Annotated in this window: 11 protein-coding genes; 4 read left to right on the top strand and 7 right to left on the bottom strand. The window is 45.5% G+C overall.

Annotation, left to right across the window (positions count from 1 at the left end; all coding sequences use genetic code 11):
* Positions 1-10: 10 nt before the first annotated feature.
* Both GXP65_RS18555 and GXP65_RS18550 read left to right on the top strand, forming a co-directional pair.
* Complete coding sequence (locus GXP65_RS18555) at positions 11-586, top strand: DedA family protein (protein WP_045370414.1); 576 nt, start codon at positions 11-13, stop codon at positions 584-586.
* Between the two features lie 179 nt (positions 587-765).
* Positions 766-2133 (top strand): Na+/H+ antiporter NhaC family protein, encoded by a 1368-nt coding sequence (locus GXP65_RS18550; RefSeq protein WP_045370412.1) that lies wholly within the window; start codon positions 766-768, stop codon positions 2131-2133.
* 671 nt (positions 2134-2804) lie between these two features.
* Here the strand turns inward: GXP65_RS18550 and GXP65_RS18545 are convergent.
* From GXP65_RS18545 to GXP65_RS18535, 3 genes are all read right to left on the bottom strand, one after another.
* Positions 2805-3089: a GIY-YIG nuclease family protein gene (locus tag GXP65_RS18545; protein ID WP_009705597.1), complete on the bottom strand. Its 285-nt coding sequence runs from the start codon at positions 3087-3089 to the stop codon at positions 2805-2807.
* Between the two features lie 575 nt (positions 3090-3664).
* On the bottom strand, positions 3665-4510 hold the full coding sequence (locus tag GXP65_RS18540) for a 3-keto-5-aminohexanoate cleavage protein (protein WP_162093454.1): 846 nt from the start codon (positions 4508-4510) through the stop codon (positions 3665-3667).
* Entirely contained in the window at positions 4504-5832 is a 1329-nt protein-coding gene (locus GXP65_RS18535; RefSeq protein WP_162093453.1) for an aspartate aminotransferase family protein, read from the bottom strand. The genes GXP65_RS18540 and GXP65_RS18535 overlap by 7 nt, the downstream gene beginning before the upstream one ends.
* 382 nt (positions 5833-6214) lie before the next feature.
* Here GXP65_RS18535 and GXP65_RS18530 point away from each other — a divergent pair, with 382 nt between their 5' ends.
* Positions 6215-7957 (top strand): amidohydrolase, encoded by a 1743-nt coding sequence (locus GXP65_RS18530; RefSeq protein WP_162093452.1) that lies wholly within the window; start codon positions 6215-6217, stop codon positions 7955-7957.
* A 53-nt stretch (positions 7958-8010) separates the two neighbouring features.
* Here the strand turns inward: GXP65_RS18530 and GXP65_RS18525 are convergent, their stop codons facing one another.
* From GXP65_RS18525 to GXP65_RS18510, 4 genes are all read right to left on the bottom strand, one after another.
* The gene (locus GXP65_RS18525; RefSeq protein WP_051117809.1) at positions 8011-9153 is read right to left on the bottom strand and encodes a lipase family protein; all 1143 of its coding nucleotides are present in this window, start codon (positions 9151-9153) and stop codon (positions 8011-8013) included.
* Position 9154: 1 nt separating this feature from the next.
* Positions 9155-9727 (bottom strand): DUF6795 domain-containing protein, encoded by a 573-nt coding sequence (locus GXP65_RS18520; protein ID WP_043882822.1) that lies wholly within the window; start codon positions 9725-9727, stop codon positions 9155-9157.
* A 189-nt stretch (positions 9728-9916) separates the two neighbouring features.
* Complete coding sequence (locus GXP65_RS18515) at positions 9917-11866, bottom strand: methyl-accepting chemotaxis protein (RefSeq protein WP_162093451.1); 1950 nt, start codon at positions 11864-11866, stop codon at positions 9917-9919.
* A 215-nt stretch (positions 11867-12081) separates the two neighbouring features.
* Positions 12082-12978: a LysR substrate-binding domain-containing protein gene (locus GXP65_RS18510; protein ID WP_162093450.1), complete on the bottom strand. Its 897-nt coding sequence runs from the start codon at positions 12976-12978 to the stop codon at positions 12082-12084.
* A gap of 106 nt (positions 12979-13084) precedes the next feature.
* Here GXP65_RS18510 and GXP65_RS18505 point away from each other — a divergent pair, with 106 nt between their 5' ends.
* Positions 13085-14341, top strand: coding sequence for a D-amino acid dehydrogenase (locus tag GXP65_RS18505; RefSeq protein WP_162093449.1), 1257 nt, complete (start codon positions 13085-13087; stop codon positions 14339-14341).
* Positions 14342-14618: the final 277 nt, after the last annotated feature.

Genomic DNA, 14618 nt, shown 5'->3' with positions numbered 1-14618 from the left:
TGAACTATTGATGGCGATGAAGCCGCTGCTTGAGCAATATGGCTATCTCGCCCTTATCGTCAGCATCTTTCTTGAAGGCATTGGTATTCCGATGCCGGGGCAATCGCTGATGATTGCGGCCTCTATCATCTCATCTGAGCATGTCATGAACCTTAGCTTGGTGATGATAGTCTCTTGGTTGAGTTGCTTTTTTGGCAACACGTGCGGCTACCTGATTGGTTATTACTTTGAAGGTTGGTTAGATAAGAAAGGCTATATTTCTGGTCCCAAAATGCAAAAGCTACAAAGTACGATTCAGAAGTACGGTCCTGCTTGTTTGGTTGTTAGTCGCTTTGTAGAAGGGATGAAGCAGTTTATGCCGCTCGCTTGTGGCATTGCTAAGATGTCGCGTAAAGAATTCTTATTGGGCAACGCCCTAGCCACGACCATTTGGGTTGCCGTGTTCAGTTTACTCACCAACTTCGCGTTTGAGCACTTGAGCGTCCTTAGCCAGTTCTATACCGATCATCGCTACGTAGTTTGGTCAAGTGCAGCACTGCTGTTCTCACTGATGATCTTCGCTCTTCTCAAACGAAAAAAAGCGTAAATGCTCTAAACCAATGTAATTCCGCAAAGGCTCACGGTATCAATAAGATATGTTATGTGAGCCTTTTTTATTGGTCTTTTCGATTAAAAATAACCAGCCATTTAGACGTCTAGACGTTGACAAGTCTTTGGTGTCAGATTAGTCTGCTCGCCTTCTTTGTTGATTATGTTGTCGTTCACATGTCTGGTTCTAAAAATTCTAATAAAGCAATCGCACCATCAGCGGTCGCACTTTTACCTTTAGTGCTATTCCTTGCGCTGTTTATTGGCGTGGGCACTTACTTATCTTTGCAAGGCGTCGATTTCGCCTTCTACCAACTGCCAGCGCCTATCGCGGTATTGCCTGCGGTGATCCTTGCGCTCATCCTAAGCAAAGACAAACTCAATCGTTCTATCGAACACTTTATGCGTGGCGTGGGCCATCAAGACATCATCGCGATGTGTATGATCTATCTGCTTGCTGGTGCATTTGCGGCTGTTGCAAAAGCGTCTGGCGGTGTGGATGCAACGGTTAACCTTGGTCTTTCTGCGATTCCAACTAGTATGATCTTACCTGGTATCTTCCTGATTTCTGCATTCATCGCAACAGCGATGGGCACCTCAATGGGCACCATCGCAGCAGTTGCACCAGTTGCTCTGGGCATTGCTCAATCAGCAGGTATGAGTCTTCCATTGACTGCTGGTGTAGTCCTTAGCGGCGCAATGTTTGGTGATAACCTTTCGATCATCTCTGACACCACCATTGCGGCAACCCGTTCTCAAGGCTGTGAGATGAAGGACAAGTTCAAAGAGAACATCCGTATCGCACTGCCAGCAGCATTGGTTGCACTTGTGATCTTTGCCTTTAACAGCACAGCAACTCAAGTACCAGAAACGGGGCCTATTGAGTGGTTGAAAGTGCTGCCTTATGTGACGATTCTTATCCTTGCGGTATCGGGGATGAATGTGTTTGTCGTGCTTACTATTGGTATCGTTTTAGCGGGCGGCGTGAGCTTGTCTTCTATCGACAATTACGGTCTAACCAACTTTGCGCAAGACATCTACTCTGGTTTTGGCAATATGCAAGAGATCTTCCTGCTGTCCATGCTGATTGGTGGCTTGAGTGAGCTTATGCGTCGCCAAGGTGGTCTAGCGTTCCTAACTAACCTAGTGAGTGGCATCATCCGTACGTTTGGTTCTAGCCACTCGAAAGAAGCAAATGGTCGTGCAAGTGAACTAGGTATTGCTGGTCTGGTTTCGATGGTAAACACCTGTACCGCTAACAACACCGTTGCCATCATCGTATCAGGTAGCGTGGCTCGTCAACTGGCAGAAGAGAACAACGTATCACCACGTCGCTCTGCAAGTTTGTTGGATATCTTCTCGTGTGTTATCCAAGGTGTATTGCCATACGGTGCACAGGTTCTGCTATTGGGCTCGGTATTTAACCTTTCTCCACTAGAAGTCGTCGCGAACTCTTATTACTGTTTCGCGCTTGCAATTGCAGCGATCGTGGCGGTGTTTATCAAGCACCCAGCACGTCAGTCTGTAACTCAGACTGAAAGCTAAAATTAGATTTGAAGAAGGCTCCGATTGGAGCCTTTTTTGTGTCTTAAGAAAAGAAGAGATTCCCTACTCGCTCCTTCGTCGCTCTAGGGAATGACGTGGTGAGGGACTGAGCATCTAACTGGCGGAGGTAAACGCTGAACCGAAAAGTTTTTAGTTAGAAGAGTAACCCGCAAACAGATATGACCGACTTGATCCTTCATCGCTCTAGAGAGTGATCCCCGTAGAGACTGAGCATCTATCTGACTGAAGGAAACGCTGAACCGAACAAATCCCCAGTTAGAAGAGTAATTCGTAAACAGAGGCTCCTAATTGCTCCTCGTTACATTAGGAATGTGACGCTGTTAGGGGCTGAGTATCTATCTGACTGAGGGAAACGTTGAGCCGAACAAATCCCCAGTTAGAAGAGTAACTCGTAAACAGAGGTGTCCTAATTGATCCTTCGTTGCATTAGGAAGTGATGCTGTTAAGGACTGAGTATCTATCTAGCAGAAAGCAAACGCTCAACGAAACAAGCTCTTACCATGATAGCGTAGGTTGCTAATATGGTGCCGCTCTCTCCGCCGCTCTAGATAATCACGTTATGTAAAACCAAGCATCCACCGAGGCTAATTCCGTCATTCTCGAGAAGGAGGAACGACTGAGTCGGGAATCTCTCTCACGCGCGTAATTATTTAAATCTGCTCGTACAAATCATCCCACTTGGGATTCGTTTCATTGATTAACCTTTCTTTCCAACTCCGATTCCATTTCTTCAATTGCTTTTCTCTACTTATCGCAGTGTAGAAATCATCAAAAAGCTCAAAATACACCAGCTTGTTTGTCTTGTACTTCCTAGAAAATCCCTTCTCAACCGCATTTTTATGCTGCCAGATACGTTTTTTTAGATTTCCTGTAACACCGATATATAAAGCACTTTTCGTTTTGCATGTAACTATATAAACCGCAGGTTGCTTCATACTTTTAGTCCTCAGCCTTTTTATCGAGCTAAGGCTACAACAATAAATACAACTCAAGGTGTGATAAAAGAGTGGCGAATTATGAGTTTGAAAAAGATTCCCTACTCACTCCTTCGTCGCTCTAGGGAATGACGTGGTGAGGGACTGAACATCTAACTGGCCGAGGTAAACGCTGAACCGAAAAATTTTTAGTGAGAAGAGTAACCCGTAAACAGATATGACCGACTTGCTCCTTCATCGCTTTAGAGAGTGATACCCTCAGAGACTGAGCATCTACCTGACTGAAGGAAACGTTGAACCGAACAAATCCCCAGTTAGAAGAGTAACCCGTAAACAGAGGTGTCCTAATTGCTCCTTCGTTACATTAGGAATGTGACGCTGTTAAGGACTGAGTATCTACCTAGCTGAAGCAAACACTGAACGGAACAAACTCCTGCCATGATAGCGTAGGTTGCTAATATGGAGCCGCTCTCTCCGCCGATCTAGAGAATGAGGTGGTGCAAGCCCTAGTTTCAATTGGGACTCACCTCGTCATTCTCGAGAAGGAGGAACGACTGAGTCGGGAATCTCTCAAATTAACTACCACTCAGGCTAAGGCGAAAACTCTCCGCATCATGCAGTGGTACACCGAGTAATTCACAAAGCTCTTTTAATCGCCGAACTTGCTCTGCATTACTGTTCGCGAGTTGACCATCCGAACTCAAATGGTTGTTCTCAAAGCCTACCCGAACATCCAATCCCAGTAACATTGCATGGGTTAAACAGTCTTGTTCTCTCGCGCCAAACGCGCACACGGCACACCTAACGTTCTCTTCGAGGAAACGCTCTAAATGCAGTGTCCGTAAATCCCATGGCGAAGATTGTTGAGCCTCATGATATCGACCAAGTACCACTAACGTGTGTTGGTTATGCTTAGGTAAAGCGCCTCGCTCTCGTAGGGAGAAATAGCGTTCGATGTCTGCCTGATCATACAAAATGATTTGGCTGAGAATGCCCTGAGCAGCGACCCAATCAAAAAAGGCAAAACCTTGCTCCTCACTCTGCTCATCAGGAATCAGTTCACACAAAGCAAAGGAAGCGGCTTCTGGTTTTACCGCTTTGATCAGCGCCATTTGCTGTTGTGGTGAATACATACCAACAGCCTCAGTCGTAAGCTGAACTATCAGCGAATCCTCAACCGCAGCTTTCACCGCGTGGTAGATTTCTAAGTTGTCATCAACCTCTAGAGAATGCCTGCCTTGCGCATCTCTCGCGTGCAAATGGATCATGGTAGCCCCTGCCGTTTGACATGCTTTCGCCTCGGCAACCATTTCTTCAATACTCATCGGCAATTGAGCATGGTCTTGCTTGGTTTTTCTCGCCCCATTGGGTGCAACAATAATCGCGATTCGAGCTCTTTCAGTTGGGGAGTTCACTACCATTTCTGCGACACCTCTCTGAGTGTACGTGTGAGCGTTTCCACCAGCTCGTCAATATGGCTTCGTTCGATGATAAAAGGCGGTGCGAGAAGGATATGATGCCCGTTTACACCATCAATCGTGCCGCCCATTGGGTAGCACATCAGTCCATTTTCCATCGCTTGTTGCTTGATCTTTTTGTCTGCCAAAGTTGAATTAGGCAGCGGGATTTTACTTACTTTGTCTGCTACAAGCTCAATGCCAAGAAACAGCCCTTTACCACGAATATCCCCAACATACGGGAAGTCTGAAAGCGCCGATTCGAGCTCTCTTTTTAACATTGCTCCTTGTTGGTTGACGGCTTGCAGGAGCTTTTGGTCACCGATGGTATGAATGGTCGCAACGGCAGCTGCGCATGCAACAGGGTGCGCCATAAAGGTATGCCCATGCTGAAAGAAACCGCTACCAGATGCGATCGCTTGATAGACTCTATCGTTGGCAACAACGGAACCGATAGGTTGATAACCCGCCCCTAATCCTTTCGCCATGCAGACTAAATCCGGGACGGCCTGCTCTTGTTCAAAAGCAAAAAAGCTACCGCTGCGTCCAACACCACACATCACCTCATCCATGATCAGCAGCACATCATAGCGATCGCAAATCTCTCGTATTCGTTTGAAGTAACCTTGAGTGGCAGGTACTGCACCCGCTGTTGCGCCAACTATCGGCTCTGCAACAAACGCCATGACGTTATCCGCGCCTAGCTCTAAAATTTTAGCTTCAAGCTCATTGGCTGCTCTCAGTGAATAATCGAGTTCGGATTCGCCTTCTCTTTGATGACGATAGGCATAACACGGCGCAATGTGATGGCTTGGGTGCAAAATGGGTTTAAAAGGCTCACGCCGCCATTCGTTACCACCAACAGCCAACGCACCAAGTGTATTACCGTGATAGCTTTGTTGGCGGGCAATAAACTGCTTTTTCTCAGGTTTGCCACATTCCACAAAGTATTGCCTTGCCATCTTTAGTGCAGATTCAACCGCTTCAGAGCCCCCACTGACTAAGTAGACGTGATTGAATTGTGATGGCATTTGCTGGCAAATCAGCTCAGCCAACTGCTCACTTGCTTCACTAGTAAAAAAGCCAGTGTGAGCAAAAGATACTTTTTCGATTTGGTCGAGCATGGCTTGTTTAACAGCTTGGTGGCTGTGCCCAAGGTTTGATACGGCAGCGCCACCGCAAGCATCGAGATATTGATTACCTTGGCTATCGAACAGATAAACCCCTTCCCCTCTGGCGATTGTAGGCAACTTGGTGTGACAATGGCGGTGAAACACGTAAGACATGAACGTCCCTTCCTAGTGACTATTTTCTAAGCATAGTCAGGAAGATACGATTTATAAGCAAGGTAAGAAAAGTACACTGCCATGAGCATTTGGAATACCATAACCCAAATACTAAAAAAACCCTACAAATAAGAATCTTAGAAAAATATACTCAGCTTTATTCAAGGGAGGCCTACAGGTAACCAAAAGCTTTATCAATAAAGGATAAAGCCCCTTCGTTTCCCTTCTAAAACTAAGCTTCTAAAACTCAGTGCTTGCTAGCAAATTCCACATAAGCATCACTCATTTATCTGATCTGGATTAAAGATCAAATCAACATCGCAACGCTCTTCTTCAATATGCACTAGATTGATTAAAGCATATGCCATTACGGAGCCTTTATATGAAATCAACATGGATTCCTTTCGCCCTCTCCAGTCTTGCACTAACGGGCTGTTTTTCAGACGAAACTAAACAAGCAGAAGCCGTTGCCGAGCCAATTAAAGTGACCGCTGCCGATAAGATATTCTTTGGTGGCGATATCCTCACAATGGCCGGAGATACCCCAGAATACGCCGAAGCGATTGCAACATTAGGAGAGAAAGTCATCTATGTCGGCAGCAAAGAAGGCGCAATGGAGCATAAATTTGGCAAGACCCAGTTGGTTGATTTAAAGGGGAAAGCTTTACTCCCCGGCTTTATTGATCCTCACAGCCATGTTTATGGTGTTGGCTTGCAGGCAATGGTGGCAAATGTGCTTCCTTCTCCTGATGGGCAAGCAGACACAGTAGATGACATTGTGGCCATTCTAAAGTCGGCCGATAAAGACGATACACAACGCCTGTTCATAGAGAAAACAGGTTGGATCCTAGGATTTGGTTATGACGATGCACAGCTTGATCGCTACCCTACCAAAGCAGATTTAGACAAAGTCAGCACTGACAAACCCGTTCTTATTATTCACACCTCTGGGCACTTAAGTGTCGCGAACAGCAAAGCGCTTGAGTTGGCCGGCATCACAGCAGAATCTCAAGATCCTCAGGGTGGTGTAATTCGTCGGATGGAAGGCAGCCAAGAACCAAATGGGGTATTAGAAGAAAATGCGCACTTTGCTATGCTCTTCGGCCTCACTAAAGTTATTGACCTCGAGCTACAAGACATGATGCTCGAAGCGGCTCAAAAGATGTATGCCGAATATGGTTACACGACCGCTCAGGAAGGTCGCGCAACCACCGAAGGTTATGAAGCAATGAAGCGTGCGTCCAAAGAGGGTAAGTTACTTATCGACTTGGTGGCTTATGCGGATATGGTTTCAAGCAGCGAGTTTATGAGCTCTGAATACAACTCTCCCACTTACACAAATCACTTCCGTATTGGAGGCGTTAAACTTAACTTTGACGGCTCACCACAAGGAAAAACAGCATGGTTAACACAGCCATACTTCCACCCACCTCATGGACAGTCCAAAAGTTATCTTGGGTATCCAACCTTCAAAGATGAGCAAGCTTATCAATACGTTGAAACCGCGTTTAAAAACGATTGGCAGGTACTAACGCACTCCAATGGGGACGCCGCCATCGAGCAGTTTATTGATGCTGTAGAAAAAGCGAACGAAAAGCTCGGCAAAAAAGACCGACGTCCAGTTCTAATACACGGGCAAACCATTCGCCAAGATCAAATTGACCGTTTGGCGGAACTGGGGATATTCCCATCTCTCTTCCCAATGCACACATTCTACTGGGGTGATTGGCACGCAGAGTCTGTTCTGGGACACCCTCGAGCGGACTTTATCTCGCCAACTAAAGCGGTACGAAATGCAGGTTTGATGTTCAGCACTCACCACGATGCACCTGTCGCTCTACCAAGCTCATTCCGAGTGTTAGATGCAACCGTAAACCGAACCACTCGAACCGATAAAGTGCTGGGACCAGATCAAAGAGTAGATGCCTATACGGCACTGCAAGCCATGACGATTTGGCCGGCATATCAACACTTTGAGGAAACAACAAAAGGCAGTTTAGAAGTCGGTAAAAACGCTGATTTGATCATCTTAGATAAAAACCCACTAAAAGTAGAACCTGACACTTTGAAGGACTTAAAAGTCCAACAAACTATCAGCCGAGGTGAAACTGCTTATCAACGCTAAAGCTATCAAACGTTTGAATCAAAACCGCCTCATCTGAGGCGGTTTCTACGAGACTAAAAAGTAGTTTTGAGCGCAGCTTTAACGGCTTTATTCAATTTGCCCAAGACCAACTCAAATACCCAACGAATGAACGGATAGGTAAATTTAATGGCAATCTGGGCACCTTTACCCGCAAACACCAACATGTGGCCAAGTAAACCTTTTACACGCTCAGCAAACTCGCTAGAAAGTTCTGAAATTTTGACCATAGAACGAGCAATAGCATCATAAATAGTCGCCACAGCCGCGCCTAAACTTTGCGCACCAAATACAAATGACGCAAATCCACCATCTACTAGTAATGTTAATATTGCAGCGGATATTCTATCAGCCCAAAAGTCGTTCGCTCTCGCTTCAAGTCGATTGTTATAGTTTAAGATGACCCTTTCAAAAGCATTCGCAACCTTTTGAGAGTAAATTTTTTCCCAACTTTGGAAATCCGTCAATTTCGCATAACAATCAATATAGTGAGCAGAAGGAATCAAGCCTTGCTGCCTGCTAGCTAGGTATTCCATCCCGTTGTAAGGAGCATGATAGAAAGGCCACACCGGAACTTTCGGTACAGGATCTGCCCCATTAACACATCGAAAAATACTGTCCACGCGTTGAGTTGCATTAATAGAAAAGTTTTTCCCGCCGACTCTAGGAGCACCAAATGTATAAAGGTGAACTTTTGCGCTAATTTCTGAGGATGATTTCAGCCAGTTTGCAGCCAACGTAGCTAGAGCACCACCAAGGCTATGCCCTACACAATGGATATTTAAAACTTCGCTTGACTGACTCCTTTTTAGAAATGCCTTAATCTCAGGGATCATAGAGTTTAAGGTTCCTTGGAATCCATTGTGCACTAGTTCCCCTGATTGTGTGCCTTTTGCATTTGCAGTCGCATTGGTTAAGCCATCGGCAAGTGTTTTAGTTCCTCTAAAAGAAAAGACAATGTCTCTTTTATAAACCTCACTTACTCCTAGCCCCGCTATTAGAAAACCAGAGGAAGGACGGTAGAAAAAGCCTCCTGACGTTCCAGATATAATGTTGTTAACATCAAACGTAAAATGAACCTTGGTGCTATTTTGTAGAGAAATACTTTTTCTTTTTAACCTTGCCTGATATGCAGCACTTGCAATATCTGATGCAATAACAGGAGATAATGTACTCATTTTAACCCTCTGGCGTGAAATTATTCGTTCTTTTAACTAACTGCTCATTTGTGTACCCATCTAATCCCTCCCAACGACAAACTGAAGTTAAAGGTAGATATATTCGCTCTCCGCTTTGAGGATCTCTCAGTTCATAATTGAGCTCCTCTTGCTTTAATTCACAGTTAAGGGATAACAATAATTCAGATACCAGAGGGATAGGCTTCGCATACTTGGTAGCATTCCAAAGATTAATATCCTTGCCTCCAGAGTTGGTATATATTTCCTGAGCGATGACAAAGTTCTGCCCGAAGACATCTTTAGGCGCTCTTGAACGAACACGAAACTCAGGGAAATAAAACTCCCCTTTTGAGTCAGTGATTGCTTCATCGGATATTTTCTCTCCGTCTTTGTAACCCTCGTAGAATAAATCTCGATAAACCGTTAATCCTGCTTGTGGTACGCCATCTAGCTTGATGACACCACGCACTTCTGGGGACATTTCTACATCGTATTTTTTAAACGGCCAAAACATTGCACTTGCTCCTACCGAAAATAGAGCTAAGGCCAATATAAGTAAGGTTCTTTTAGCCATACTCTTTCTCTATCCATTGATTCTTTCTGGGATGATATGGAAAAAGACGAGGGAGTGAGAGGAGTTAATAAACGGGAAGTAATTTGTGGGAAGCAATTCGAAGTATCATGTAATTAAGACATTTGTTTTTATTAATTCTTAAACATCACGCAAAAGAAAAACCGCCTCAATTGAGGCGGTTTCGCAAAGTTAGACTTTAAAATCGTCCACGATTTCTTTTAAGTTCACGGCGACACGAGCCAACTCTCGACTGGATGCTGAAGTTTCGTGTGCCCCCGAGACGTTTTGGGTCGCTAGATCTTGGATAGTTACCAGGCTGCTGTCTATGCCGCCAGACACCTTAGCTTGCTCTTCCGTAGCTTGGCTAACAGAGGAAGTTTGGCGGTGAATTTGTTCCATAGTCCCAACAACCGTTTCGATCATGGCGCCCGTTTCTTGCACTTGCTCCATCGTTTCTCCTGCCACTAACTTACAGTTGTTGATGATGGCCTCGGTTTGCTCTGCCTGCTGGTTAACCTTGTGTACCATCTCTTCAATTTGCTCTGTCGACACTTGAGTGCGCTTTGCTAGGTTACGAACCTCTTCCGCAACGACAGCAAAGCCACGTCCACTTTCACCAGCTCGGGCCGCTTCAATTGCGGCGTTCAGAGCGAGTAAATTGGTTTGGTCTGCCACGCCTCGAATCACATCAAGTAACGTGCTAATTTCGCGAACTTGTTCCGCTAATTGCACGACGTTGTGATTACCTTCATCTACTTGTTCAACCAATCCAGAAACGGTGTGGACTGTTTGCGTGATGCGTTGGAGCTCTTGCTGACAATCTTGGTTAGCCTCCGCGGCCGAAACAGATACTGAGCTTGCACTGCCTGCCACCTCACTGATGGATGATGTCATTTGATGAATAGCTGTGACGGCTTGCTGCAGTTCGTCATTTTGAACATGTAAGCTTTGCTCTGATTGCTCAGTCACCACACTCAATTCTTCAGACGTAGCGGCAAGTTGAGAGGAAGCATCACTGATGTCTTTGATCATCACTGTTAAATTGCTCGCCGTCGTATTCAACGTCTGTTTCAAGCTTCCCTCATCGGCTTGAGAGATATTCAGTCGCAAATCACCGTGCGCCAACTGATTCATCAGTTGTTTCATCTCTTCTGGTTCGCCGCCCAAAGGTTTCATTACTGCACGGGTAACAACAAGCGCAACACTAATTCCGCCAATGACTGCCAGAAATAACACAATGCCATTTAGTGTCATCAGTTCTTTGATAGGTTGCTCCGCTTCTGCCACATCTATCTCAGACAACAATGCCCAGCGGTGTCCGTACATATCAATCGGAGAATAGGCAGATACGACCGGATTGCCGTTGTAATCGATAATGGTCTCAACACCGGACTCACCTGCCAACGCTCGTTTGACTGCGTCACTGTCTACGCCATTGTTTTCTACGGTACCTGCAAAAGAGGCCTGGATCGTTCGGCCCACAGGATCAAGGAATGAGTCGGAACGCATTCTATAGTCAGAGCCAACAAGGTACGTTTCTCCAGATTCACCCATTCCACTGCGAAGGTTCATTAATTGATTGATACCATCAATCGACATTTGCGTAGCGACCATCCATTGCTCACCCTCGACTTTTAGAGGTACACCGAGGAAAGCAGCAGGGTCACCATTCGAAGGGGCGTAGGGAGCAAAATCAACCGCAGCAAATTGCTTGCCTGCTCGAATGGCACGATATACATCACCGAGACCTGAGTTTGAATAAGCCCCCGAGACCAAGTTGGTTTGATAATCGGCTTCTCGTGCGACGGTATAAATAACATCACCCGATTCATCCACAATAAAAATATCGTAGAAATCCAATTCTCGGTTTAAATCGGTCAGTAAGCGGTGGAAGTCACCATTAAACAACTGGTCTATATTCGTTGCCACCACCTTAGCCACCGCTGAGGTATTGTTTTGGTAGCGCTCAAACAATTCATCCAGACGCGCTTGTTTGGTATCTCGAAGCGCGACCAAACGCTCTTCATTTAAAGTGTTCAAACTTTTTGTGGAGGAATAAACGGAAACGAGCAGAGCCACTATTACTGGTACGATACTCGCGAAAACCACCCAACCTTTGACTTGTGTACTGAACTTCATTAACGACTCCCTGTTCAGAAAAGGGATTGCTACTGCTCACTTAACTTTTGTAGCACACAAAAAATGAGATCAGATAATTAGCAATCACAACAGATATTTAACACACGCCGGATGGTATGGGCTTGGTTCCGCACAATCAAGGAAGTTACTGACACTTAAGTAGATTAAATGTATCAGGAAGTGAACAGCCAACAGCTTTAGTGAACAGGCTCGAGTTATTGTCGAATATGCTGCACCAACCACTGTCTAAACCGATCGGTTGGCTCACTTTTTGTATTGATAATCAGATAGTAACCTGCGTTAGCATCCACAGGTTCAAATGGCGAAACCAAACGACCAGATGCTAACTCGTCTTCCACCAGCGCCATGCGTGCCATTGCGATACCCACTCCGGCTTCGGCCGCTGACATTGCCATATCAGTACGATTAAAGAAGTGCCCTACATCTGTTTTAAAATCGAATCCCATACTTGATGCCCAATACAGCCATTCGTAGTCGCGCGGAGCTTTATCCCACGGCATAGCATCGTGCAGTAACGTCGCCTCCCACCATTGTTCTGGCGACGCTTTAAGAGTTTTTAGCCACCCATGATCCTCAAGGTATTTTGGACTCATGACTGGCAAAAGTTGTTCATCGAGAATCCGCTCTGCGCTTTTATCTCGATAGGGATGAGAACCGTAGTCTATCGCAACGTCGTAGTCTTTTAGCTCGCTATTCACCAACGCCCCCTCAGCAAAAATCTGTACTTGGAGATCGGGATTTTCTAGGTGAAAGCTTTCAAGACGTGGGACCAACCATTTAAACGCAAACGAGGGCGTCAGCTTGAGGCGAATTTCATTGTGGGGCTTTTCAATCTGTAGCTCTTCAAGTGTCTTCCCGAGCTCGGTGAAGTGAAATTGCGTAGATTGAGATAATTGTAACCCTTTGGGTGTTAGTCGAATTCCACGCGAATGGCGTTCAAACAAAGTAAAACCTAGCTGCTCTTCTAATTGAATGATTTGCTGACTGATCGCACCGGTCGTTAGGTGCAATGCCTTTGCAGCACTGGTAAAGCTGCTGTGTTCCGCCACTTGGCTGAATAACCACAATCCGCTAACGACACTGCTTTTCATCTTTGAGCCTATAGTTTTTCTAAACGCTGAATGTAATTTATATCGATTGTTAACAAAAGGTAAAGAAGAGAAACTGCGCAACATCGAAAATGTGTGGAGCGCATCAATGGAAGTCATCGTAATAGGCAGTGGTGTTATTGGCTTAACCTCGGCTTGGTATTTATCTCAGGCAGGCTATCAGGTAACCGTGATCGACCGCCAACCAAGTAGTGCGATGGAAACCAGCTTCGCCAACGCCGGACAAATCTCTTACGGTTATTCTTCACCATGGGCTGCGCCGGGGATACCAATCAAAGCCATAAAGTGGCTCACTGAAGAGCATGCACCACTTAAAATAAAGCCATCTCTCAGTCCAGATCTAATCCGCTGGGCAACACAAATGGTGTCGAACTGCACCTTATCCCGCTATCAGATCAACAAAGCCCGAATGCTCTCCATCGCCAATCATAGTCGCGCTTGTTTGGAGCAGTTACGCCGTGATCATGCGCTCGAATACCAAGGACGCCAATTGGGCACCCTGCAAGTATTTCGCTCTCAACAGCAGCTCGATGCCATAGAAAAAGACCTTAATCTGTTAGAGCAAAGCGGTACACGCTTTCAGTTAATGAATGTCGAGCACTGCATCAAACAAGAACCGGGGTTGGCATTAGTGAAAGAAAGGCTGGTCGGCGGGTTGTATCTACCTGATGACGAAACGGGTGATTGTTTCCAGTTCTGTCAGCAGTTAACAGAGCTTGCGAAAGCCCATGGCGTCAGGTTTGAATTCAATACGGAGGTGAGTAATTGGGTTACTGTAGGCAAAAAGATCATGGGTGTCCAAACGAACCGTGGTTTGTTTAAAGCAGACCAATTTGTGCTTGCCTCCGGCAGTTACTCGACAGCGTTACTCAAGCAACTTGAGATCGACATTCCTGTTTATCCCGTCAAAGGCTATTCACTGACGGTGCCGGTTAAATACGAGCAATTTGCGCCGCGTTCTACCGTCATGGATGAAACCTATAAGGTGGCCATGACGCGCTTTGATGATCGCATTCGCGTCGCAGGAACCGCAGAGCTAGCAGGCTTTGATCCTTCGTTACCACAAAAGCGCAAGAATACGATTGAAATGGTGATTCGTGATTTGTTTCCGCAAAGTGCCGACTTCAATCAAGCCGAATTCTGGAGCGGTTTTCGCCCCATGACACCAGATGGTACGCCTATTATTGGTGCAACACCTTACGAGAACTTATTTACCAATACGGGGCATGGCACCCTCGGTTGGACAATGGCGTGTGGCTCAGGACAAATACTTGCAGACATCATGCTGAATTCGGATACCAAAGTAACAAATCACTCAGAATTAAGCTTGAACCGTTACGCCTAAACACCTGCAATCCATTTCAAACAGCGTATTACTCCACAAGTTGAATAACATTTGGAAGATATGACTTTCTATATTAGCAGTACATTTTCATGACAATGTGCTGCATATTCAATCAATTCATTGTAATTTCCAATAAAAACCACCCATATACATAACAAGAACCAATTTTTAACAATATTTAAGCATTCTGTGCCCACCATCACGCTACAAAGGATTTTTAGTTAAAAAGATTAACAATTGCATTACAAAAAGGGTAATGTGTTGTACGAAAAACAAC

This window comes from Vibrio sp. LB10LO1, assembly GCF_010092875.1.
In the GTDB taxonomy this organism is placed as follows: Bacteria; Pseudomonadota; Gammaproteobacteria; order Enterobacterales; family Vibrionaceae; genus Vibrio; species Vibrio campbellii.
Note: the sequence above shows the minus strand (reverse complement) of the source record. Positions and strands in the feature narration are given on the sequence as shown.

What these genes read in the sequence shown, in the direction of transcription:
- GXP65_RS18555 (WP_045370414.1), top strand. Translation starts at nt 11, where the DNA reads ATGGCGATGAAGCCGCTGCTTGAGCAATATGGCTATCTCGCCCTTATC.
- GXP65_RS18550 (WP_045370412.1), top strand. Translation starts at nt 766, where the DNA reads ATGTCTGGTTCTAAAAATTCTAATAAAGCAATCGCACCATCAGCGGTC.
- GXP65_RS18545 (WP_009705597.1), bottom strand. Translation starts at nt 3,089, where the DNA reads ATGAAGCAACCTGCGGTTTATATAGTTACATGCAAAACGAAAAGTGCT.
- GXP65_RS18540 (WP_162093454.1), bottom strand. Translation starts at nt 4,510, where the DNA reads ATGGTAGTGAACTCCCCAACTGAAAGAGCTCGAATCGCGATTATTGTT.
- GXP65_RS18535 (WP_162093453.1), bottom strand. Translation starts at nt 5,832, where the DNA reads ATGTCTTACGTGTTTCACCGCCATTGTCACACCAAGTTGCCTACAATC.
- GXP65_RS18530 (WP_162093452.1), top strand. Translation starts at nt 6,215, where the DNA reads ATGAAATCAACATGGATTCCTTTCGCCCTCTCCAGTCTTGCACTAACG.
- GXP65_RS18525 (WP_051117809.1), bottom strand. Translation starts at nt 9,153, where the DNA reads ATGAGTACATTATCTCCTGTTATTGCATCAGATATTGCAAGTGCTGCA.
- GXP65_RS18520 (WP_043882822.1), bottom strand. Translation starts at nt 9,727, where the DNA reads ATGGCTAAAAGAACCTTACTTATATTGGCCTTAGCTCTATTTTCGGTA.
- GXP65_RS18515 (WP_162093451.1), bottom strand. Translation starts at nt 11,866, where the DNA reads ATGAAGTTCAGTACACAAGTCAAAGGTTGGGTGGTTTTCGCGAGTATC.
- GXP65_RS18510 (WP_162093450.1), bottom strand. Translation starts at nt 12,978, where the DNA reads ATGAAAAGCAGTGTCGTTAGCGGATTGTGGTTATTCAGCCAAGTGGCG.
- GXP65_RS18505 (WP_162093449.1), top strand. Translation starts at nt 13,085, where the DNA reads ATGGAAGTCATCGTAATAGGCAGTGGTGTTATTGGCTTAACCTCGGCT.